Consider the following 23,012-nt stretch of genomic DNA (forward strand, 5'->3'; position numbering starts at 1 on the left):
TCGCCCATGCTGCGCCCTGAATCAGGACCGATGTGCCCGGCAGAGGCGCACGGCAAGGAGAGGACAGGATGGACAAGATCAGCCGACGGGGCCTCGGCGCCCTCGCCGCCGGAGCGGCCGCCGTGGCAGGGCCCTGGCGCCCCGCCCGGGCCCAGGCCGCCGGGACCATCAAGCTCGGCTTCACCGCCGCGCTGACCGGCCCCTTCAACGAATTCGGCGAAGGCATCCGCCGCGGCGCCGAACTCGCCGTGGCCGAGGCGAACCGCCAGGGCGGCATCCTCGGCCGCCAGGTGGAGCTGGCCGAGGTGCTGGACGACCAGCTGGTGCCCGACCGCGCGGTGCAGAACATGCGCCGCATCCTCGACAACAAGGAGATCGTCGGGCTGATGTGCCCCTCGGGCAGCGGCCCGACGCTGGCCATCGTGGACATGGTGATGGCCGATGGCCGGCCGATCATCAACCCGCAGGCGCAGACGCCCTCCATCGTCTATCCGAACGGCACCGACAAGCCGCCGCGGCCGAATGTCTTCTCGGTCTCGATCAGCAATACGGTGGAGGCGGAGAAACTCGCCATCGCCCTCGCCGGCTATGCCCGCGTCGGCATCGTGCATGAAAGCACGGGCTATGGCGTGACCGGCGCCGAGCTGGTGAAGCAGGCCCTGACCGCCGCCCGGCGGGAGGTCCGCGTCACGGTCGAATCCTACAACCAGCGCGCCCAGGACATGACGGCGCAGCTCGTCCGCGTGCAGCGGGCCGGAGCGGAGGCGATGCTGGTCATCGGCCTCGGCGCCGATTTCGCCGTCATCCGGCGCAACCTGAGCCGGCTGAACATCAACGTCGCGCTCTTCGGCACCACCGGCGCGGTGACCGTGCCCTATCTCGAGGGTGCCGGCGACCTGGTGGTCGGCACCAAGGCGGCCAGCTACGTGGTCATGGGCCGCCGGCCGATGCCGGCGGCGACCCAGGCCTTCGTCGATCTCTACCGCGCCAAATACGGCACGGACCGCTGGTACGGGCCGGATCCCGCCAATCCGCTGGTCTCGCTCGCCGGGACCGTGGCCTCGGGCTACGACTGCATCGGCCTGATGATGGACGGCATCCGCCGCGCCGGCAGCACCGACAAGGCCGCCATCATCCGCGCGCTGGACGCGACCAAGGACTACGCCGGCGCCTCCATTCCCGCCATCAGCTTCACCCCGCAGCAGCATACCGCGCTGCGCACCAGCGACCTCGGCCTGTACGAGATGCTGAAGCGCGACGACCGCGTGGTGCTGGAGCTGAAGGACTAGGGCGCGGGCCGGGGCCGGGGAGCCGGGGCATGGACGACTTCTTCTTCTCGCTGGTGCTGGCCGGCATCAGCGTCGGCGCGGTCTATGCCCTGGTGGCGCTCGGGCTGAACCTGACCTTCTGGACCACCAAGGCGCTGAACTTCGGCCAGGGCTCGCTGATGATGCTCTGCGCCATGCTCACCGTGTACCTCGCGGCGCAGGGGCTGGCGCTGTTCCTCGCCGTGCTGGGGGCGCTGGCCATCATCGCCGGGCTCGGGATGTTCATCGAGCGCTATACGGTGCGGCCGGCGCTGAAGGGCAGCGGCAGCATGGGCTGGGTCGTCTCGACCTTGGGCTTCGGCATCTTCCTGCAGGGCGTCGCCGCCAAGTGGTTCGGCTCCCAGGCCGTCGCCTTCCCGGATATCCTGTTCAGCGCCCAGGACTACGTCAGCGTCTTCGGGCAATATGTCTCGCTGCAATACCTGGTCGTGCTGGTCGTCGCCGTCGCGCTGATCCTGCTGCTGGAGCTTTTCGTGCGGAAAACGGTCTGGGGCCAGGCGGTGCATGCCGTCTCGCTGGACCCGGAGCTGGCGACCGTGCAGGGCATGCCGGTGCGCTGGATCATCCTCGGCTCCTTCGTCGCCTCCAGCCTGCTGGCCGGCATCGCCGGCATCCTCATCGCCCAGATCGGCGGCACCGTGGACCCGGCCTTCGGCTTCGACCTCGTGCTGCTCGGCTTCGTCGCCGCGGTCTTCGGCGGCATGGGCAGCTCGATCGGCGCGCTGGTGGGCGGGCTGGTGGTCGGGCTGATCAGCAAGCTTGTGGGCGGCTATGTCTCGACCGCCGCCGAGCATGCCATCGCCTTCGCCCTGCTCATGGCCATGCTGGCGCTGCGCCCGCAGGGCCTGTTCGGCCGGCCGGAGGTGAGCAAGGCATGACCGCGCTGCGCGCCATCCTCTCCCGCATCGTCGCGCATCCGCTGGCGCAGCTCGCCCTGTTCCTGGCGCTGCTGCTGGGCTGCACCATGCTGCGCTCCGGCACGGTGCAGATCCTCAGCTTCGTCCTGATCGGCGTCATCTTCGCCCAGAGCATCAACCTGCTGACCGGCCTCGCCGGGCAGATCTCCCTCGGCCATGCCGGCTTCTTCGGCATCGGCGCCTATGGCGCCGGCATCCTGGCGAAGACCCATGGGCTGGACGTGGCGCTGGCGGTGCCCATCGCCATGCTGCTGGCCGCGGCCGCCGCCTGGCTGCTGTCCTTTCCCGCGGGCCGGGTGCGGGACGTGTATCTGGCGATGATGACGCTGGGCTTCGGCATGATCTTCTTCGAGATCGTGCGGGAATGGAACGGCCTCACCGGTGGCACCATGGGGCTGCCCGGCGTGCCCTCCGCCGCCCTGCGGACGCTGACCATCCTCGGCATTCCCTTCGACGGCACCGGCTACTTCCAGTTGCTGCTGGTGGTCACGTCCCTGGTGCTGCTGCTGATGCGGAACCTGACGCAGAGCCGCATCGGCCGCGCCTTCTTCGCCATCCATACCGGGGAAGTGGCGGCCGGCAGCATCGGCATCCCGGCCGGGCGCACCAAGCAGCTCGCCTATACCCTCAGCGGCGCGCTGGCCGGGCTGGCCGGTGGGCTCTATGCGCATCTGGTCGGCTACCTCGGGCCGGAAAGCTTCGCCCTGCCGCGCTCGATCGAGGTGCTGGTCATGGCGATCGTCGGCGGCCTCGGCTCCATCGCCGGGCAGGTCATCAGCGTAACCATCTTCACCTTCCTGCCGGAACGGCTGCAGGTTTTCTCCGAATACCAGTTCATCGTCTACGGGCTGATCCTCACCTTCTCGCTGATCGTGCTGCCGCGCGGCATCGGCGGGCTGCTGCTGGAGCCCGCCCGCTTCATCAAGCCGCGGGCGCTCCGCCGTGCCGTCACGCTGGGCGCCACGCTGCCCCCGGCGGAGGGCGGCGGCCCGCTGGAGGTCCAGGGCGTCACCATGCGCTTCGGCGGGCTGGTGGCGCTGAACGACGTCTCGCTGCACCTGCAGCCGGGCCGGATCACCGCCCTGGTCGGCCCGAACGGTTCCGGCAAAAGCACGCTGGTCAATGTCATCAGCGGCCTCTACCGGCCGAGCGCCGGCCGGGTGGAATTCGCCGGGCGGGACATCACCGGCCTGCCGGACCACAAGGTCGCCGCCGCCCGGGTGGTCCGCACCTTCCAGGACCCGCGCCTGGTGCCGCATTTCACCGTGCGGGAGAACCTGCTGCTGGGCGCGCACCGGATGCTGCACCATTCCGGCGCGGCCGCCCTGCTCGGCCTGCCCGCCGCCATCGCGGATGAGGCGGCGCATCTCGCCACGGTGGAGGCGGTGCTGGCGCTCTGTGAGCTGACCGAGGTCGCCGACCGCACCATGGAGACGCTGCCCTATGGCACCCGGCGCATGGCCGAGGTCGGCCGCGCCCTGCTGGCGCATCCGCTGGCCGTCCTGCTGGACGAACCGGCGGCGGGCCTGTCCGAAGCCGAGATGGAGCGGCTGGCCCAGGTGATCCGCGACATGAAGGCGATGGGCCTCGCCATCCTGCTCATCGACCACCACATGGATTTCCTGGCCGAGCTGGTCGACGACGTCGTGGTGCTGGACAGCGGCCGGGTGATCTACCGCGGTGACATCGTCGGGATGCGGGCCGACCGCGAGGTGATCGCCGCCTATCTGGGCGACGAGGAAGCCGTCCATGCTTGAGGTCGAGAATCTCTCCGTCAGCTACGGCGCCGTCCGCGCGCTGGAAGACGTGACCCTGAGCGCGGCCGCCGGCAGCACCACCGCGGTGCTCGGGGCGAATGGCGCCGGCAAGTCATCCCTGCTGCGGGCCATCTCCGGCATCGCCCCGGTCAGCGCCGGCCGCATCCGGCTGGAGGGGCGGGACGTGACCGCGCTGCCGCCGCAGGCCCGGGCGAAGCTGGGGCTGGCGCATGCCATGGAAGGCCGCCGCCTCTTCAAGCAGATGACGGTGGAGGAGAACCTCCGCCTCGCCTGGAGCTTCGGCGCCCGCGCCGCCCCGCTGCCGCGGGCGCTGGAGGAGGTCTATGCCCGCTTCCCCATCCTGGCGGAGAAGGCGCGCACCGCCTCCGGCCTGCTCAGCGGCGGGCAGCAGCAGATGGTCATCCTGTCCTGCACCACCATCCGCAGCCCGCGGGTGCTGCTGCTGGATGAGCCGTCCCTGGGCCTTGCGCCCATCATCGTGCGCCAGATCTATGCCTTCATCAGCGACTTCGCCCGGGACTCCGGCGCGACGGTCGTCATATCCGAACAGATGGCGACCGTTGCGCTGAAGGTCGCCGACCATGGCGTGGCGCTGCGGCGCGGCCGCGTCGTCCGCGCCGGGACCAGCCGCGAATTGCTGGGCAGCAGCCTGGCCGAAGCCTATCTTTGACGCATCCGCCCATGCCCGATGCGCCATCAACCGAGGAGTATTGGCACGCCATGCCCGACATGAATCCCGCCCCCGCCGTTCGTGACTTCGACGCGCTCGTCATCGGCGCCGGATTTGCCGGCCTGTACCAGCTGCTCTGCCTGCGGGACCGGCTGGGGCTGAAGGTCCAGGTGCTGGAAGCCGGGGATGGCGTCGGCGGCACCTGGTACTGGAACCGCTATCCCGGCGCCCGCTGCGATTCCGAAAGCCATGCCTACAACTATACCTTCTCGAAGGAGCTCTTCGAGGAATGGGAATGGTCCGAGCGCTATCCGGACCATGCGGAGATCCGCCGCTACCTCAACCATGTCGCGGATCGCTTCGACCTGCGGAAGGATATCCGCTTCGGCACCCGCGTCGTCGGCGCCCGCTACGACGAAGCCGCCAACCGCTGGACCGTCACGACCGAGGCCGGCGAGACGCTGACTGCGCAATTCCTCATCACCGCCGTGGGCTGCCTGTCCACCGCGAACGTGCCGAAATTTCCGGGCCTCGAGGAATTCCAGGGCGACTGGTACCACACCGGCCAATGGCCGCATGAGGGCGTCGATTTTACCGGCAAGCGCGTCGGCCTGATCGGCACCGGCTCCACCGGCATCCAGGCGACGCCGGTGATTGCGGCGGCGGCGGCGCATCTCACCGTCTTCCAGCGCACGGCCAATTACAGCGTGCCGGCGCACAACGCGCCGTTGACGCCGGAATTCAAGGCCTGGGTCAAGGAGAACCACGCCGAGATCCGCCGGATCATGCATACCAATACCAATGGCCAGGCCTTCTTCATCGAGGACCGCTCGGGCCATGAGGTGACGCCGGAGGAGCGCCAGGCGCTGTACGAAGCCGCCTGGGCCAAGGGCGGGCTGCAGTTCCGCGGCGTCTTCCGCGACATGCTGCTGGACAAGTCGGTGAACGATACCGCCGCCGAGTTCCTCAAGAACAAGATCCGCAGCATCGTCAAGGATCCGGCGACCGCTGAACTGCTGGCCGATATCGACCATCCCTATGCCGCCAAGCGCCCGCCGATCGATACCGACTACTTCGCCACCTTCAACCGCAGCAACGTCTCGCTGGTCAATGTGCGGGTGGCGCCGATCGAGCGCATCACCCCCACCTGCCTCCGCACCAGGGATGCCGAGTATCCGCTGGATATCATCGTCTTCGCCACCGGCTATGATGCGATGACCGGCCCGCTGCTGAATCTCAACATCGAGGGCCGCGGCGGCCTGCCCCTGGCCAAGGCCTGGGAGGCCGGGCCGCGCAACTACCTCGGGCTGCAGGTCGCCGGCTTCCCCAACCTCTTCACCATCACCGGGCCCGGCAGCCCTTCCGTGCTCTGCAACATGCCGGTCGCCATCGAGCAGCACGCCGAATGGATCACCGACTGCATCGCGCATCTGCGAGCCAAGGGCCTGGCACGCGTCGAGACCACCGAGGATGCGGTGGCGGATTGGGTCGGCAAGGTGAACGAGGCAGCGACCGTCACCCTGCTGCCGCAGGCGCATCACTCCTGGTACCTCGGCGCCAATGTGCCGGGCAAGCCACGGGTGTTCATGCCCTATGCCGGCGGCATGGCGCGCTACCGCGCCATCTGCGACACGGTGACGGCAGAGGGCTACAAGGGCTTCGTGCTGAGCGACTGAGTGGCGGTCGTCGCGCCGTGCCACGGCGGTGATCCTGGCTTGATCTTCGGCCGCCTCCTTCCGGGGCGGCCGAAATCCTGCGGCAGACCGCTAGCGGCTGTCCCGCATCGCGAGAGCACTTCGGCCTGCCGTCAGCGGCAAAGCCGCGCCACCGCTTGGTGCAAGCGAGCCGGGGAGCCGCAACGCCCACGCGGTCTCGATGAGCGGGCCGGCGCCGCCATGCCTGGCCCTGTCCTCGTCCATCCGACGCAGGCGCGCGGCGAATTCCGGCGTGTACATGGAATAGTCGGTGGTTGGGGCCGCCGCGGCAACCGCGGTCCCGGCGGGCGTCGGCAAGCCACCGTAGCGTGCGGCCAGTGGCCAGATCGCCATGACCTTGCGTGCGTAGCTATGGCCACGCTCCGCGGTCTGGGAATGATAGGCGGCGGCCGCCAGCGGCCAGTTGCTGGTGCCGGCATAGAGGGTCTTCAGGAAGCGCGCGGCATATTGGGCATTGGCCTGGGGATCGAAGGCCGTCTCGATCGATGCGAAGGCAGCCGGGTGATACATCAGGTTCACCTGGGCGCAGCCGACATCGATGGATTTGACGCCCCTCGCCTGGAATTCCTTGACCGCGGCGACGGCCTCGTCGCGGCTGGCGAAGACATGGCCCGTGCCAGCGACATTGATGGTCCAGGGCCAGGGCAGGATGCGACCATTGGTGGGATCCGCCCGCCCGCTTTCCACCACGGCGATGCTTCGCAGGAGTTGGGACGGCAATCGGTGCTGCCGCTCCGCCGCATCGATCGCGGCAATGCATAGATCGCCCGGCACTGGTGCAGGTGCGCTACGAGGGGATGCCTCAGCAATTGCTGGCAGCAGCAGGAGGAGTGCTGCCAGGCTAAGCTTCATGAGAAAGCCTCATCACGACGTCATCCGATGCTTGTGAACCGGGCCTTGCGAGGCCCGCGTGCAGGTTTATCGGCATCTTCCTGGGAGGCAACAACACGCTTCGGTCAGTGGTGCATTCGTGCGGCGTCGACGATCGGTGCGGATTCGGGATGGCCTCGGCCAGGTTGGCACGCGGCTTGTTGCACGAAGCATGGACAGGTGGCCGCTGGGCACACTTCTGCGTAAACTCGGCGACCAGTCGTAGCGATCAAGAAGCGGGGAAGACCAGGATGCAGCGCAGCGAGACCCGGATCCTGACAACCCATACCGGCAGCCTGCCGCGTCCGCCCTCCCTCACCAAGCTCTATGCACAGCGTTCCATGGGCCGGGAGATCGACGAGTCCGTCGCCACCGAGGCGGGCCGCGCCGCGGTGCGGGCGATCGTGCCGAAGCAGGTCGAAGCCGGCCTCGACGTCATCAACAACGGCGAGCAGCAGCGCGATTCCTTCGCGCTCTATCTGCGCCACCGGCTGACCGGCCTGGGCGGAGGCGGCATCCGCCATGGCTGGCAGGACATCGACAGCTATCCCGAGTTCAAGGCACAATTCCTGGAGCAGTCATCGGCCAAGGAAGCCGTCAGCAATACCAGCTTCCTGCCTGCGGCGGTCGCCGAGGTCAGCTATATCTACGACGAGGTCATGGTCGACGAATGCAACGTCTTCCGCGAGGCGCTGCAGCCGGTGGCGGGACGCTTCACCGAGGCCTTCCTCGCCGCGCCCTCGCCCGGCATCGTCGCCGCCATCGTCCAGAACCGGCATTACGCGACGGAGGATGCCTATCTCGCGGCCCTCGGCGAGGCGTTGCGGATCGAGTACGAGGCGATCGTCGCGCATGGCTTCCTGCTGCAGCTCGATTGCCCCGACCTGGCGCTCGAGCGGCACTGCTCCTACCGCGACCGGCCCCTGGCGGATTTCATCGATTTCGGGGAGCGCGTCGTCGCCACCATCAATCACGCGATCCGCAACATCCCGCGCGATCGCGTCCGGTTGCATGTCTGCTGGGGCAACTACGAAGGCCCGCACGACAGCGACGTGCCGCTGCGCGACATCCTGCCGGTGATCCTGCAGGCCAAGGTGGGCGGCTTCGTCCTGCCCTTCGCCAATCCGCGGCATGCCCATGAATTCCGGCTGTTCGAGACCATGCCGCTTGCCAGCGACCAGATCCTCGTCGCCGGCGTCGTCGATACACTGACCAATTTCATCGAGCACCCCGAGACGATTGCCGATCGCATCGAAAGGGTCGCGGCCGTCATCGGCGATCCGACGCGGGTATTGGCCGGCACCGATTGCGGCTTCGATACGGCGGCGGGGCGAGGCCGCCTGACCTCGGATATCGTATGGGGCAAGCTGCGGGCCTTGCGGGATGGTGCGCAGATCGCCTCCGCGCGCCTGTTTCCGGCAGGCCGGCAGGCGGAGACCGCCTGATGTGCTGGCTCTGCAACGGACGCTTCCCGCATGGTCCGGCGATCGATGCGCCGGAGGCGGCGGCGGATGCGCCGCGGGGGGAAGCCCCCGGGCGCATCCTGTCGCTCAGCCCCGGATCATCGGGCAGCCGCCATCCGCCAGGGGACGGAACGCCCGATCGGCCGGCACCGTCTCGACCAGCTTGAGAAGGTCGCCGGCGCCGCGGCTTTCCTCCTGCGTCTTCACCTGGAAGAGATGGACCGGCGCGATCATCTGGCCGTCCTCGCGGATCATTCCCTTGCCGAAGGCATCGTCATCCGTCGGCGTGCCCTTCATGGCGGCGACGGTGCGCTGGCCGGAGGCCTTGGCCTCCGCCACGCCCATGGCCCTGACCGTCTTCAGGTAATGCAGCGTGGCGGCATAGGCGCCGGCGTGCAGCGAATTCGGCAGGATGGTCGGCCGTTCCAGCCGCCCCTTCACCCGCGCGTAGAAGGCACGCGTCCGGTCGTTGAGATCCCAGTAGAAGCTTTCGGTCATCAGCAGCCCCTGGGCGAGCGGCAGGCCCATGGCGACGACGTCGGTGATCAGGGTGCCGAGCCCGGCGATCTTGGTGCCGCGCCGTGTCAGGCCGAATTCCTGCGTCTGCTTCATGCAATTGATCAGGTCGCCGCCGGAATGCGCCAGGGCGATGACCTTCGCCCGGCTCGACTGCGCCTGCAGCAGGAAGGATGCGAAATCCGTCGTGCCGGGGAAAGGATGCCGGACCGCACCGAGCACCCGTCCACCCGCGGCGCGCACGAATTGCGAGGCATCCTCCTGCAGGGCATGGCCGAAGGCATAGTCGGCGGTGACGAAGAACCAGGTGTCGCCGCCGGCCTTGGTCACGGCGGTCGCCGTCGCATGGCCCATGCTCCAGGTATCGAGCGGACCATGGACGAGGTTGGGCGAGCACTGCGCACCGGTCAGCACCGAGGACAATGCCCCGGTGTTCAGATGCACCTTGTCCTTCTCCCGCGCGACGGTATTCGCGGCCAGGGCGACGGCGGTATTGCCGACCTGCACCAGGGCATCGACCGCGCCGCGGTCGAACCACTCGCGCACGATGGCGCTGGCGACATCGGGACGATTCTGATGGTCCGCGCTGACGATCTCGACCTGGAGGCCGGGAGTCTCGGCCATGATTTCCGCGACCGCTTGCTGGACGCAGGCCGTCCCGGTGGGGCCTTCCACGTCACGGTAGGTGCCGGACATGTCGGTGAGCGCGCCGAGGCGGATCAACCCATTGGCGGATTGCGCCAGGCTGCGCCGTTGCGGCAGTAGTCCGACCAAGGGTGCGGCGCCCAGCAGCGTGCGGCGATTCAGGACCATGACGTCGTTCTCCCAAAGGCGGTTCATGACCGCGGATCGGCGCGTCTTCTAGAGGCTGTTGGAGGCCTTGACGAGGTTCCCATTCGGAACGGCTGCCTCGTCCACCCAGCCAGCGCGCGAGCGCGGCGATGGCTCGGCATGCGTGGATACGGCCTGTCGCGCAACAAGGCTGGACGGGACCGTCAACGCGGATCGTCACGCTTCTGGCGGCAGGGCGCCGTGTGGAAATCGGTCGCCAAGTACCAAGGAAGCCTGGCAACCGCAGGCCTGCGTTTATGCCTTTTTTACGCGGGCCGCCGGTATCTCACATAGAGCCTTTACGCGGCGATCGCCTACGGATCGAGGGCAACCCAGTTCCGAGGCATCCATGCTCGACCTCATCCTCCTCGTCCTTGGCCTTGGCACCTTCGCACTGCTCGCTGCCTATGCGGCCGGCTGCGAACGGGTCTGAGACCGCCATGCTCGACCTGATCCTCGGCGGGGCCGTCTCCGCCGCCCTGCTGTTCTACCTGCTGTGGGCGCTGCTGCGTCCCGAGGACCTCTGAGCCATGACGCTTCTCGGTTGGGCGCAGATCGCGCTGGTCCTTGCCGGCGTGCTTGCGGCGGCCGTGCCGCTCGGGCGCTTCATCGCCCGTGTCGCCGCGGGCGAGCGCACAGTCCTGCATCCCCTGCTCAGTCCGCTGGAGCGGGGTCTCTATGCCGCCGCGGGCGTCGATCCCGCACGCGGCCAGGACTGGAAGGCCTATGCCTGTTCCATGCTGGCCTTCAGCGCGGCGGGCTTCGCCCTGCTCTATGCCATCCTGCGACTGCAGGGAGTGCTGCCCCTCAACCCGCGGGGCTTCGGCGGCATGTCGCCCTACCTGGCCTTCAATACCGCCGTCAGCTTCGTCACCAATACCAACTGGCAGGCGTACGGCGGCGAGTCGGCTGCTTCCTACCTCAGCCAGATGGCCGGGTTCACCGTCCAGAACTTCGTCTCGGCGGCCACGGGCATCGCACTCGCCCTCGCGCTGTCGCGTGCCTTCGCTGCGGGCAAGCTGTCGCACCTCGGCAATTTCTGGGCCGATCTCACCCGCATCACGCTCTACGTCCTGCTGCCGCTCTCGGTCGTGGTGGGCCTCGCCTTCGTCGCGCTCGGCATGCCGCAGACGCTTGGCGACTACGCCACTGCGATGACCTTGGACGGCGGCACCCAGACCATCCCGCTCGGACCGGTCGCCTTCCAGGTCGCCATCAAGCATCTCGGCACCAATGGCGGCGGCTTCTTCGGGGTGAATTCGCTGCATCCCTTCGAAGGGCCGGATGCGATCGCCACCGCACTGCAGATCTGGTGCCAGGCGCTCATCCCCTTCGCGCTCTGCCTCAGCTTCGGTGCCATCGTCGGCAACCGCCGCCAGGGCTGGGTCCTGCTCGCAGTCATGCTCGGCTTCGTCCTTGCCGCGACTGCCGCGATCTACGCGGCTGAGGCCGCCGGCAATCCCCTGCACCTCGCGGCGGGCCTTGATCCGGCACTCGGCAACATGGAAGGCAAGGACGTCCGCTTCGGCCAGGCGCTGGTGGCGCTGTTCACGGCGACCACGACCGGCGCCTCCTGCGGTGCGGTGAATGCCATGTTCGACAGCTTCACCCCGCTCGGCGGCATGGTACCGCTGTTCCTGATCCAGCTGGGCGAGGTGCTGCCGGGAGGTGTCGGCTCGGGTCTCTATGGCATGCTGGTCTTCGTGCTGCTCGCGGTCTTCATCGCCGGGCTGATGGTCGGCCGCACACCGGAATTCCTCGGCAAGAAGGTCCAGGCGCGCGAGGTCAAGCTGGCGATGCTGGCCGTCCTGGTCCTGCCGGCCTCCATCCTCGGCTTCGCCGCCGTCTCGATGATGCTGCCCGCGGCGCTTTCCTCGCTCGCCAACCAGGGGCCGCATGGGCTGACCGAGATGCTCTATGCCTATACCTCGGCGGCCGGAAACAACGGCTCGGCCTTCGGCGGGCTCAGCGCCGATACGCCCTGGCTCGACACCACGCTCGGCATCGCCATGCTGCTCGGCCGCTTCGCCTATGTCGTGCCGGTCATGGCCATCGCCGGCTCGCTCGCGGCCAAGCTCAAGCTTCCCGAGAGTGCGGGCACCTTGCCGACGGATACGCCGCTCTTCGCGGGGCTGCTTGCCGGGATGATCCTCATCCTTGGCGGCCTGCAGTTCCTCCCCTCCCTCGCCCTCGGCCCATTGGCGGAGCACTTCGTGCTGCTCGCGGCCAAGACCTATTGAGGTCCAACGACATGCCCGACATTTCCCAGCCGCTGCACCAGGGCGAGGCCACCCGGTCCTCGCGCGGCGCCGGCGCCGCCTTCCTGAACCGCGCCATTCTCTCCCGCGCCGCGCTCGATGCCCTGCGCAAGCTGAACCCGCGGACCCTGCTCCGGAACCCCGTCATCTTCACCACCGAGGCGGTCTCGGCGCTGGTCACCGCGCTTGCCGTCGAAGCCATGGTGATGGGGGGTGCCTGGGGCTTCCCCACCGCCATCGCCGCCTGGCTCTGGCTGACGGTTCTGTTCGCCACCTTCGCCGAAGCCGTCGCCGAGGGCCGCGGCAGGGCGCGCGCCGAGAGCCTGCGCCGCGCCCGTACCGAGGCCCAGGCCAAGCTGCTCCTGCGGCCGGACGACCATGCGCTGTGGCAGCCGCGGGCGGCGACGGAACTCCGGGTGGGCGACCTCGTGCTGGTCGAGGCCGGCGACCTGATCCCTTCCGATGGCGAGGTGGTCGAAGGCATCGCCTCGGTGAACGAGGCGGCGGTGACGGGCGAGAGCGCCCCGGTCATCCGCGAGTCCGGCGGCGACCGCAGCGCCGTCACCGGCGGCACGCTGGTGGTCTCCGACTGGCTGGTGGTGCGCATCACCGCCACGCCGGGTAGCACCTTCCTCGACCGCATGATTGCCCTGGTCGAGGGTGCGTCGCGGCAGAAGACGCCGAACGAGATCGCGCTCGACATCCTGCTGGCCGGCATGACGATCATCTTCCTGGTCGCGGTGGCGACCCTCGTCGGCCTGGCGAGCTGGAATGGCCAGCCGCCCTCCGTCACCGTGCTGGCGGCACTGCTGATCACCCTGATCCCGACCACCATCGGTGGCCTGCTCTCGGCCATCGGCATCGCCGGCATGGACCGCCTCGTGCGCTTCAACGTCATGGCGACGAGCGGCCGGGCGGTGGAGGCCGCCGGCGACGTCGACGTGCTGCTGCTGGACAAGACCGGCACCATCACCCTCGGCAACCGCCAGGCCGCGGCCTTCATCCCGGCGCCGGGGGCTTCCGAGCGGGAGCTGGCCGAGGCGGCGGTCCTGTCCTCGCTGGCCGATGATACGCCCGAGGGACGCTCCATCCTCGCCTTCGCGCGGGACCGTCATGGCGTGACGGCCCCGGCCCTGCCGCCCGGTGCCAGGGTCGTGCCCTTCACCGCGCAGACCCGCCTTTCCGGCCTGGACCTGGACGGCGCCAGCTACCGCAAGGGTGCCGTCGACAGCCTCATGCAGGCCATTGCCGCCCCGCCTTCCCCCGCCCTGGCCCAGGCCGTGGACCGGATCGCCCGCTCTGGCGGTACGCCGCTCGCCGTGGCGAAGGATGGTCGCCTGCTCGGCGCCATCGAGCTGAAGGACATCGTCAAGCCCGCCATCCGGGAACGCTTCGCCGCGCTTCGCCGGATGGGCATCCGCACGGTCATGGTCACCGGCGACAACCGCCTGACCGCCGCGGCCATCGCGGCGGAGGCGGGGGTGGACGACTTCATCGCCGAGGCCACGCCCGAGGACAAGCTCGGCTACATCCGCGCCGCGCAGGCCGAGGGTCGGTTGGTGGCGATGGCCGGCGACGGCACCAACGACGCTCCGGCTCTCGCCCAGGCCGATGTCGGGCTGGCCATGCAGACCGGCACCCAGGCCGCGCGCGAGGCGGGCAACATGGTCGACCTCGACAGCGACCCGACCAAGCTGATCGAGGTTGTGGAGATCGGCAAGCAGTTGCTCATCACCCGTGGTGCGCTGACCACCTTCTCGATCGCCAATGACGTGGCGAAGTACTTTGCCATCCTGCCGGCGATCTTCGTCGCCTCCTATCCGGAGTTGCAGGCGCTGAACGTCATGCACCTCGCCAGCCCCGAGAGCGCCATTCTGTCGGCGGTGATCTTCAACGCGCTGATCATCGTGGGGCTGGTGCCGATCGCGCTGCGTGGCGTGCGCTACACGCCCGTGGGCGCCGCCGCCCTGCTGCGACGCAACCTGTTGGTTTACGGCCTCGGCGGCGTGGCGGCGCCTTTCCTCGGCATCAAGCTCATCGACCTTGCCCTCACCCTGTTCGGGACGATCTGACGCCATGAACACCATTCTGCGCCCGGCCGTCGTCATGGTTGTCGGCTTCACCCTGCTCACCGGCCTCGCCCTGCCGCTCGCCATGACCGGCGTCGCCCAGCTTGCCTTTCCGCACCAGGCCAATGGCAGCCTGGTCGAGCGGGACGGCAAGACCGTCGGTTCGGCGCTGATCGGCCAGAGCTTCACCGGCGAGGGCTTCTTCCACGGCCGGCCCTCGGCCACGACCGAGGCCGATCCACAGCAGGAAGGCAGCACGCGCGCCGCACCCTACAACGCCGCCGCCTCGGCCGCTTCGCAACTGGGACCGACCAGCGGGAGCCTGCTGGCCGCCGTGACGGCGCGGGTTGCGGCGGCGGGGCCTGCGCCGGTGCCGGCGGATGCCGCGACCGCCTCGGGCTCCGGCCTGGATCCGGACATCAGCCCCGCCAATGCCCTGCGCCAGGTGGCCCCCGTCGCCGCGGCCCGCGGCCTGCCGGAGGACAGGGTCCGGGCGCTGGTCGCGGGCCAGGTCAGGGGCCGTGAGCTCGGCCTGTTCGGCGAGCCGCGGGTCAATGTCCTGCGCCTCAACCTGGCGCTCGACGCCTTGCGGTGAAGGCGGGCGGGCTTCGCCGCCGCCCTGGAAGCCGGCTGGCCTGTCGTCGGCTTGCAGGCCGGCATGAATTGAGTCGCCGTGCAGGAGTATGCTCGCGCCATGCCGCCCGCCCCCCTGTCCGACGACCGCGACCCGTCCCGGCCCGATCCCGACGTATTGCTGGCCCTTGCGGCCCGCGAGGGCCGCGGCAGGCTGAAGGTCTTCCTCGGTGCCGCGCCGGGAGTCGGCAAGACCTTCGAGATGCTGGTGCAGGCGCGGCGGCGGCACCTGGGCGGGGCCGAGGTCGTGGTGGGGCTGGCCGAGACGCATGGGCGGGCCGAGACGGCGGCGCAGATCGGCGAGCTCGAGATCCTGCCACGCGCTCGGCTCGACTACCGCAGCCAGGCGCTCGAGGAATTCGACCTCGACGGGGCCCTGGCGCGCCGTCCGCAGATCCTGCTGCTGGACGAACTGGCCCATAGCAATGCCCCCGGCAGCCGCCACCCCAAGCGCTGGATGGATGTGGAGGAGCTGCGCCAGGGCGGGATCGAGGTCTGGACCACCATGAATGTCCAGCACCTCGAGAGCCTCTCCGACGTCGTCGCCCGCATCACCGGCGTGCGCGTCACCGAGACGGTGCCCGACCGCGTGCTGGCCGAGGCGGATGCGATCGAGCTGATCGACATCCCGCCCGCCGAACTGCTGGAACGCATGCGCCAGGGCCGCGTCTACCGGAAGGAGCAGGCCGAGCGCGCCCTGAAGGGCTTCTTCCGGGAGGGCAACCTCGCGGCACTGCGCGAACTCGCGCTGCGCCGGACCGCCGAGCGGGTGGATGCCGATCTCAGCGGCTACATGCGTGCCAATGCCATCGCGGGTCCGTGGCCGGCCGGCGAAAGGGTGCTGGCATTGGTCGGCGCCGATGCGGTCGCCGAGACGGTGGTGCGGCAGGCCCGGCGTATTGCCGATGCGCTGCGTGCCTCGCTCCTCGTGCTGCATGTCGAGCGGCCCGGGGTCGCAGGAAGCGATCCCGGGCCGGCCTTGCGCCTGGCCGAATCGCTGGGTGCCGAGGTGGAGACCGTCGTCGCCGCCGATCTGCCGTCCGCCATCCTGGCCTGCGCCCGCGCCCGGAACGCCACCCATCTCGTTCTTGGCCGCGGCCGATCCATCTGGTGGCGTCGGCTCACCGGACGAACCCTTGCGGCGGCGCTGCTACGGCAGGCGACCGAATTCTCGCTGCATCTGGTGCCCGACCCAGCCCTGCCGCCACGCCCCGCAAAGGGCGACCGCGAATGGCCCGCCTGGATTGGCTGGACAGCGGTCCTCGCCTTCGTCGGAGCCGCAACCGCGGTCGGCGTGGCGACGGATGGCGTGGTGCCCGAGGGCGCCCTGGGCATGGTCTACCTGGCCGCCATCGTGGCGGCGGCCGTCGTGGCCGGTCCTGCCCCGGCGCTGCTGGCCGCATTGCTGTCCTTCCTGTGCTGGAACTTCCTGTTCCTGCCACCGCGCTACGAGCTGACCATCGCCAGCGCCCAGGACGTGGTCGGCGTCGTCGTCTTCAGCCTCGTCGCCCTGCTGCTGGTCGGTACCACGGGCGGGCTCGGGCGCTCGGTCCGTGCCGCCCAGGCGCGGCTGTTCAGCCTGAGGCGCCTCGTCGAGTTCTCCCGCCGTCTCGGCGCGCCGGGCACGCTCGGCGACCTGCAGACCGCGGTTGCGGAGGAGGCGGGGCGCGTGACGGGCCGGGCCGCCTGCGTGCTGATGCCTTTGCCGGACGGCCTGCCGGAGGCGCCGCCGGAGCTGGTCGTTCGCGCCGCCCGGCCTGTCGAGGCGGAGCCGGACGAGGCATCCATGGCGGCGGCACGCTGGGCTTTCGTGCATGGCCGGGCGACGGGAAGTGGCACGGATACCCTGCCTGCCGTGGGCTGGCAGTTCCGGCCGATGCGGACCGCCCGCGGCATCGTCGGCCTGATCGGCTTGCAGCATGCCGAGACGGGCGAGCTCGACGCGGAACGCAGCCGGGCGGTGACCGCCCTCGTCGACCAAGCCGCGGTCGCCATCGAGCGGGCGCAGTTGATGGAGGAGCGGGCACGCGGTGCCGCGCGGGCGGAGACGGAGGCGCTGCGCACCGCCCTGTTGACGTCCCTGGGGCACGATCTTCGCACCCCCCTCACCACCATCCGCGGTGCGGCCGAGACGCTGCGCGAGAACGGCGAGCGGCTGCCGGAGGCGACGCGCGCCGACCTGCTGACAACGGTTGTCGAGGAGGCTGCACGGATGGGGCGCTTCCTTTCCAATATTCTCGACATGGTGCGTGTCGAAGCCGGCGAAATCAAACCGCGCCGCGAGCCGGTGGATGCCGCCGAAGCGCTTGAGGTTGCCACCAGTCGGGCCGAGGGATCCGGTACGCGCCGCATCCGGCGGGATTTCCCGGCGCGGCTGCCGGAGCCGCGGATCGACCCGGTGCTGCTCGACCAGGTCCTCGGCAACCTGCTCGACAATGCGCTGAAATTCTCCGGCCCCGCCGGGCAGGTCATGGTGGGCGCCTTCCGCGATGGGCCCGAGATCGTGCTCTACGTCGAGGATGACGGACCCGGGGTTCCGCCGGCCGATCTGCGCCGCATCTTCGACCCCTTCTACCGCGCCACCCGTACCGACCGCATCGCGGCGGGCTCCGGCCTCGGCCTCTCCATCTGCCAAGGCCTGGTCGCGGCCATGGGCGGGCGGATTGCCGCCGAGAGTCCGGTGCGGGACGGGCACGGCACACGGCTGACAGTGAGATTTCCCACATGAGCCCAGCACGCATCCTGGTGATCGACGACGAGCCGCAGATCCATCGATTCCTCGGTCCCGCCCTGGAAGCCGCGGGATATGCAACGCTGCGGGCGGAGACGGCGGCCGAGGGACTACGCTTGGCCGCCGCGCATAATCCGGCGGCAGTGATGCTCGACCTTGGGTTGCCCGACCTGGATGGGCAGGCGGTCATTCCGCGCCTGCGTGCCTTCAGCAAGGCGCCTATAATCGTCCTCTCGGCCCGCGACCAGGAGGCGGAAAAGGTGACTGCCCTCGATGCGGGCGCCGAGGACTATATCGAGAAGCCCTTCGCCCTGGGGGAGTTGCTGGCGCGGGTGCGTGTGGCGCTGCGACGCGCGTCGAGCGCGGCCGCCGCGGAGCCTGCGGTTTTCAGGATGGGTCCGCTCGAAATCAACGCGGTGGAGCGCACCGCAAGGATCGATGGCGCGCCGGAACCGCTTCATCTGACGCCCCGCGAATGGGATCTGCTGATGGTCCTGGCGCGCATGCCCGGACGGGTGATCACGCAGCGGCAGCTTCTGTCGGCCGTCTGGGGGCCGGCGCATGCCGAGGATGCGCAGTACCTGCGCGTCTACATCGGCCACCTGCGGCAGAAGCTGGGCGCGGCGGCTGGACTGATCCGGACCGAGCCTGGGATCGGCTACCGCTTCGGGACGCTCGAATAGCAGCGACTCTGGAGCGGTACGGCAACCTTCCGCCGTCTGGTCCGGGCCGACCGCACCGCCGCGGCGGTCTGCGCGCAGGCGGCCGCCGCGACATGGGCGACGGGCCGCATGGCGTGCTTCCGTCATGCTTGCTCGGCGGTGCCCGTTGCAACGAGACAGGCGAGTGGTGCCAAGGGCCGGACCCCTGCCCTTCCGGCATGGCTGGCGGGTGAGATGCGCAGGCAGCCGAGGCCCGGATCGGCTTGGGTCCCAGGGTCCCGATGCCCATCTTCGGTGCGTTGGAATCACACGGTTGCAGGCCAGGCGCATGAGGCGCCGACCGGGCCGTCCTCCGGCGCCAATGTTCGTTTGCCAAGACTCACGGCATCAGCGCTGGATCATCGCGTAAACGAGCGAACTGCCCTTGCGGACCGATTCCACGCGTTCGGGGTTTGCTCCAGGAGAATGACGATGTCTGCAGTGATGGGTCTGGTGAGCCTGGCCGCCAGCGTTGCGCTGGTGATCTGGGGCACCGCGATCCGCCGCGACATGGAACGTGGCGGGTTCCTGCATGGGGCCGGCCTGATGCCAGCCGGCGCGGCGCAGGAAGTGGACTGATCCTCGTCGCGGCAATCGTGTCGCAGCCGAGGATCGACAGGCGGAAGGGCGGGCAATCCCGCCCTTTTCCGCGACTGGGGATATTCCACCGAGCCGCTGCATTCCCACCCGGCGCCGGGCGTTCGATGCCGGGCCGCTGGCAGCCGGCCAGACGGCCAAAGCCGACCGGCACTGAAGCAGCCGGCGGTCAGCGATCCTTGAGCCCCAGGTCACGGCCGCGCCGGCCGCGGCGGGGGAGGACGCTGGTGAATTCCCAGCGTTGCGCCAGGATCAGACCCGGTGCGGTGACGACCAATATGCGAGCACGATGGACTTGCCCGCCTCGCAGGATCTGGTTGCATTGGGGCAGATGCTGGAAGCGGTGGTGCAGCCAACCGGCGAGCCCCTGCCGATCGACTGGCCGCGCGAATGCTATCGCGCGGCCAGGGCGTCCCGGCTCGATCGGACTGCGGCTCCGGGGCCCTCAGTGCGGTGCCAATGGCCAGAAGAAGGCGATGAGCGGCACACCCGCCAGGAGCACGAGGATCGAGAGCGGCAAGCCAAGTCGCGTATAATCGCCGAAGCGGTAGCCTGCCGGCCCCATCACCAGCGTGTTGCACTGATGCCCGATGGGCGTGAGGAAGTCGCTCGCCGCGCCCAACGCCACCGCCATGAGGAAAGGGTCGGAATTCAGGCCGAGTTGCTTCGCCAAGGTCGCTGCGATCGGGCCCATCACCAGAACGGTCGCCGCATTGTTCAGGAAGGGCGTCACCGCCATGGCCAGCAGCATCGTCACGCCCAGCGAGACCATGCTCGGCAAGCCGCTGACCGCTGCGGTAAGCCAGCCCGCGAGCAGATCCGTGCCCCCGGTATCCTGGATGGCGCCGCTCACCGGGATCAGGGCAGCCAGCAATACGACAACGGGCCAGTCGATCGAGTCATAGGCCTCGCGCGTGGTCATGACCCGCAGCATGAGCAGCGCGATGACGGCCCCGAAGAAGGCGGTGGCGACTTTCAACACACCCACGGCCACGAGCAGCATCGCCGCGGCCAGCACGGCGAAGGGAATCCAGGACCGCTTGCCCCGGCCGAGTGCCACGGCACGCTCGGCCAGCGGCAGGATGCGCAACTCGCCCAGCTTATCCGGCACCGTGGCCGTCAGCCCCCGCAGCAGCACCACATCGCCCGTGCGCAACCGCATCTGGGCGATGCGGTCGCGCAACTGCTCCTTGCCGCGCCGGCTCACGGCCAGAAGGGAAAGGCCATGGCGCGACCGCAAGGTCAATGCGGCGGGCGTGCGCCCGACAAGGGGACTTTCGCCGGTCACCACGCCTTCCACCACGCGCAGATCGTCATCATCCGTGCTGGGGTCGTCGGCGGCAGGGCCCTCACCGGCGAGTGTCAACCCGGCGGCCGCGACCAGCTGCTCCAACTCCGCCGCCTCGCCGCGCAGCATCAGTCCTTCGCCCGAGGCCAGCCGATGCTCGAGGTCGGGTACTCCGGGACTCGCATCTTCCACAACCGCAGCCAGTCCACCGCCATCGGCGGGCGGATGCTCCTCGCCACGGCCCGGCAGGATGGCGGAGATCTGGACCTCCCCCTCACTGAGGGCCTGCACTTCGGCCACCGTCATCCCGACGGCCTTGGATCCCTCGAGCACCCGTGCCTCGAGTGTGTAATGGCCGATGTTGAAGGCTGCCTCAATCGAGGAGGCGCCTTTGCGCTTGCCCGGCAGCAGGCGCCACCCCACCGTCAGGTAGAGCAGCGTCATGGCGCAAACCCCAAGTCCTACGGGCATGTAGTCGAACATCCGGAACGGCGCGCCCGTCAGTTCCTCCCGCACCCGGGACATGATGATATTGGGGGCGGTTCCCACCAGGGTAACCACGCCGCCGACCATGGCCGCTGTCGCCATCGGCATCAGCAGGGCTGCAACCGGCGTGCCGGTGCGGCGTGACATCTGGAGGGCGACCGGCATCATGATGGCCAATGCACCGACGTTCTTCGTGAACATCGACAGCAGCATCGTTACAGCCGCGAGCACGGGAACCTGAATCGCCGCCGTCTGTAGCCGCGGCGTCACCGGGCGCATGAAAGTTTCCACGGCACCAGACTTGGCGACCGCTTGGCTGATGACCAATGCGGCGGCCACGATCACCACCACGTCGTCCGAAAATCCCTCGAAGGCCTTGTCGGCCGGAACGACCCCGATCAGCACCCCCGCCAGCAATGCCGCCAAAGCCACGGCGTCGTAGGCAAAGCGCCCCCACACGAAGAAGCCGATGGTTACGCCCATCAGCCCGAAGGCAAGTCCCTGATCCAATGTCATGTCGTACGCTTCGAACGTCCCTTGGCTGCGCTGTTCATTGTTCCATACCTCAGAACCCGTCCATGAATATTCTGATGCGCAATAAAGCCTCGGTATCGTAAGCGGGATGGATGCAAGGCGCAGAATACGCGTCTCGAGGCGGCTCGACACTTCGGCCCCTGGTCGCCGGTATGGCGGCTGCAGGACGCGTCTTGCTGGATGCAGGATCGAGCATGTCGCCCACAGCCGAATCTTGGCAGCGATGCTGCATCGGCCATTGGCTTCGGGGAGCAGGCGCTGCCGGCCAGCCGAACGCCGGGCCAAGAAGGCGATGCGAAAGGTTTGCAGGAATTCTCGCGTCATCGGCGCAGGCATGGTCCATCCGTGGACCATGCCTGCCGGTACGTCATGCCTTGCGGCGGCGGTTCAGCCCCGCAAGCCAGCCTTCCAGACGCTCGCTATCAGCGTCCCATGCGGTCGCCGTACACGACGGCATGGTCACGGGTGCCCCGGCGCGCGCCGATCACTGCGGCGACCAGACCCAGGAGCATGGTCAGGAAGATCGAGAAGGATGCCACCGAGGCCCCTTTGGCGGCGGCGTCGGCAGCCTCGCGGGTCCGTTGCTCGGCCTGCTGCAAGGCCTGCTGGGCCTGCTGCTCGGTCTGCGTCAGGCGCTGCTGGGCCTCCTGCGGGCTGATGTTGTACTCGGCCGACACCAGGGCGGTGAGCCGTTCACGGTCACCGGCCGACAGGTTGCCGTCGGTCACCCGCCGGCCCACCAGCGTCGCCATCTCGGCCTTGCGCTGGTCCGAGGTCATGGAGGCCGGGGGATTGCCGGTGCCGGCGAGGGCATTCTGCGCGCGGTCGATCACCTGCTGCGTGGCGGACTGGATGGTGCCGGTGCTGGTGCGGTCAGCCACCTGCTCTCCGGCGGCGGATGCCACCGAGCTGGCGCCGCGGGCGATGCCACCGATCGCACCCGTCACGCCATTCGCCGCCGTGGAGGCGACGCCCGCAACCAGATTGCCCAGCAGTACCGCGGAGATCAAAAAGGATGCGGCCCACATGGCCATGCCGTGCAGGGTCGCATCGGTGTTGCTGGCCGTGCCGGACAGGCGTGCCGCCACATAGCCGCCGACGCCAAGTCCGATCAGGTTCGACACCAGGAGCCATAGTCCGGCGCCGATGCCGAAGCTGGATGCATCCGGTGTGTCGCGTGCGGTGGCGTCGACCAGGGTCGCGCCGATCGCCGTGCCGAGCACATTGAGCATAAGGCCGATCGCCAAGGCGACGACGGCACCGGCGAAGATCGCACCCCAGGATATGCGGGGCAAGGGAGCAGCAGCCGAGGCGGTGACAGCCGGTCCCGCATAGGCCGGACCAGGATGGGTGGATGACATGCGTGATTCCTTTGTGTCCGGCTACGACGGCCGGGCTTAGACGAAAAACGACCTGGCAGAGGGTGAGGTCAGCCCTGTTTGCCGGCAGCCTCACGAAGGATGTCCTTCGCGCTGCCGGCGGCGGTCTGGACCTTGCCCTCGGTCTTCTGGGCAGTTCCCTCGGCCTGGGTCCTGGCATCGCCGGTCAGCTTCCCGAAGGCCTCCTTGACGGAGCCCAAGGCCTGCTTGGCGGCCCCTTCGATACGATCCTTGTCCATGGTGCATGG

18 protein-coding genes are annotated in these 23,012 nt (G+C 69.0%); 13 read left to right on the forward strand and 5 right to left on the reverse strand.

What is annotated here, in order from left to right; translation table 11 throughout:
* Nucleotides 1–68 precede the first annotated feature (68 nt).
* From AC0IW9_RS04805 to AC0IW9_RS04825, 5 genes are read left to right on the forward strand one after another with little or no spacing between them, the layout of a single operon-like run.
* Entirely contained in the window at nucleotides 69–1,289 is a 1,221-nt protein-coding gene (locus AC0IW9_RS04805; RefSeq protein ID WP_471647071.1) for an ABC transporter substrate-binding protein, read from the forward strand.
* A gap of 29 nt (nucleotides 1,290–1,318) precedes the next feature.
* Entirely contained in the window at nucleotides 1,319–2,206 is an 888-nt protein-coding gene (locus tag AC0IW9_RS04810; protein ID WP_471647072.1) for a branched-chain amino acid ABC transporter permease, read from the forward strand.
* On the forward strand, nucleotides 2,203–4,002 hold the full coding sequence (locus tag AC0IW9_RS04815; RefSeq protein ID WP_471647073.1) for a branched-chain amino acid ABC transporter ATP-binding protein/permease: 1,800 nt from the start codon (nucleotides 2,203–2,205) through the stop codon (nucleotides 4,000–4,002). The genes AC0IW9_RS04810 and AC0IW9_RS04815 overlap by 4 nt, the downstream gene beginning before the upstream one ends.
* Entirely contained in the window at nucleotides 3,995–4,693 is a 699-nt protein-coding gene (locus tag AC0IW9_RS04820) for an ABC transporter ATP-binding protein (RefSeq protein WP_471647074.1), read from the forward strand. Before AC0IW9_RS04815 ends, AC0IW9_RS04820 begins: the two co-directional genes overlap by 8 nt.
* Nucleotides 4,694–4,743: 50 nt before the next feature.
* Complete coding sequence (locus tag AC0IW9_RS04825; RefSeq protein ID WP_471647075.1) at nucleotides 4,744–6,369, forward strand: flavin-containing monooxygenase; 1,626 nt, start codon at nucleotides 4,744–4,746, stop codon at nucleotides 6,367–6,369.
* Nucleotides 6,370–6,459: 90 nt separating this feature from the next.
* On the opposite strand, the gene AC0IW9_RS04830 is transcribed toward AC0IW9_RS04825, so the two are convergent.
* Nucleotides 6,460–7,128 carry a transglycosylase SLT domain-containing protein gene (locus AC0IW9_RS04830; RefSeq protein ID WP_471647076.1) on the reverse strand — a complete coding sequence of 223 codons (669 nt, stop codon included), beginning with the start codon at nucleotides 7,126–7,128 and terminating at the stop codon, nucleotides 6,460–6,462.
* A 401-nt stretch (nucleotides 7,129–7,529) separates the two neighbouring features.
* Between AC0IW9_RS04830 and AC0IW9_RS04835 the strand changes: the two genes are divergently transcribed.
* Nucleotides 7,530–8,723 carry a cobalamin-independent methionine synthase II family protein gene (locus tag AC0IW9_RS04835; protein ID WP_471647077.1) on the forward strand — a complete coding sequence of 398 codons (1,194 nt, stop codon included), beginning with the start codon at nucleotides 7,530–7,532 and terminating at the stop codon, nucleotides 8,721–8,723.
* Between the two features lie 105 nt (nucleotides 8,724–8,828).
* On the opposite strand, the gene AC0IW9_RS04840 is transcribed toward AC0IW9_RS04835, so the two are convergent.
* Entirely contained in the window at nucleotides 8,829–10,070 is a 1,242-nt protein-coding gene (locus tag AC0IW9_RS04840; protein ID WP_471647078.1) for an ABC transporter substrate-binding protein, read from the reverse strand.
* A gap of 425 nt (nucleotides 10,071–10,495) precedes the next feature.
* On the opposite strand from AC0IW9_RS04840, the gene kdpF reads away from it, so the two are divergent.
* From kdpF to AC0IW9_RS04875, 7 genes are all read left to right on the forward strand, one after another.
* The gene (gene kdpF / locus AC0IW9_RS04845; RefSeq protein ID WP_471647079.1) at nucleotides 10,496–10,615 is read left to right on the forward strand and encodes a K(+)-transporting ATPase subunit F; all 120 of its coding nucleotides are present in this window, start codon (nucleotides 10,496–10,498) and stop codon (nucleotides 10,613–10,615) included.
* Between the two features lie 3 nt (nucleotides 10,616–10,618).
* Nucleotides 10,619–12,328, forward strand: coding sequence for a potassium-transporting ATPase subunit KdpA (gene kdpA, locus AC0IW9_RS04850; protein WP_471647080.1), 1,710 nt, complete (start codon nucleotides 10,619–10,621; stop codon nucleotides 12,326–12,328).
* An 11-nt stretch (nucleotides 12,329–12,339) separates the two neighbouring features.
* Nucleotides 12,340–14,418, forward strand: coding sequence for a potassium-transporting ATPase subunit KdpB (kdpB, locus tag AC0IW9_RS04855; RefSeq protein WP_471647081.1), 2,079 nt, complete (start codon nucleotides 12,340–12,342; stop codon nucleotides 14,416–14,418).
* A gap of 4 nt (nucleotides 14,419–14,422) precedes the next feature.
* Complete coding sequence (kdpC, locus tag AC0IW9_RS04860; RefSeq protein WP_471647082.1) at nucleotides 14,423–15,010, forward strand: potassium-transporting ATPase subunit KdpC; 588 nt, start codon at nucleotides 14,423–14,425, stop codon at nucleotides 15,008–15,010.
* 99 nt (nucleotides 15,011–15,109) lie between these two features.
* Nucleotides 15,110–17,776, forward strand: a complete 2,667-nt coding sequence (locus AC0IW9_RS04865; protein WP_471647083.1) for an ATP-binding protein — start codon at nucleotides 15,110–15,112, stop codon at nucleotides 17,774–17,776.
* Between the two features lie 17 nt (nucleotides 17,777–17,793).
* A complete protein-coding gene (locus tag AC0IW9_RS04870) occupies nucleotides 17,794–18,462 on the forward strand; it encodes a response regulator (protein ID WP_471647084.1) in 669 nt (222 codons plus the stop codon).
* Nucleotides 18,463–18,912: 450 nt separating this feature from the next.
* Complete coding sequence (locus AC0IW9_RS04875; protein ID WP_471647085.1) at nucleotides 18,913–19,059, forward strand: hypothetical protein; 147 nt, start codon at nucleotides 18,913–18,915, stop codon at nucleotides 19,057–19,059.
* Between the two features lie 463 nt (nucleotides 19,060–19,522).
* On the opposite strand, the gene AC0IW9_RS04880 is transcribed toward AC0IW9_RS04875, so the two are convergent.
* The 3 genes from AC0IW9_RS04880 to AC0IW9_RS04890 all read right to left on the reverse strand — a co-directional run bounded on the left by AC0IW9_RS04880 (nucleotide 19,523) and on the right by AC0IW9_RS04890 (nucleotide 23,003).
* Complete coding sequence (locus AC0IW9_RS04880) at nucleotides 19,523–21,721, reverse strand: SLC13 family permease (RefSeq protein WP_471647086.1); 2,199 nt, start codon at nucleotides 21,719–21,721, stop codon at nucleotides 19,523–19,525.
* Between the two features lie 86 nt (nucleotides 21,722–21,807).
* The gene (locus AC0IW9_RS04885) at nucleotides 21,808–22,746 is read right to left on the reverse strand and encodes a hypothetical protein (RefSeq protein ID WP_471647087.1); all 939 of its coding nucleotides are present in this window, start codon (nucleotides 22,744–22,746) and stop codon (nucleotides 21,808–21,810) included.
* Nucleotides 22,747–22,814: 68 nt separating this feature from the next.
* Nucleotides 22,815–23,003, reverse strand: coding sequence for a CsbD family protein (locus AC0IW9_RS04890; RefSeq protein WP_471647088.1), 189 nt, complete (start codon nucleotides 23,001–23,003; stop codon nucleotides 22,815–22,817).
* Nucleotides 23,004–23,012: the final 9 nt, after the last annotated feature.

The organism is Belnapia sp. AC561 (assembly GCF_979252845.1).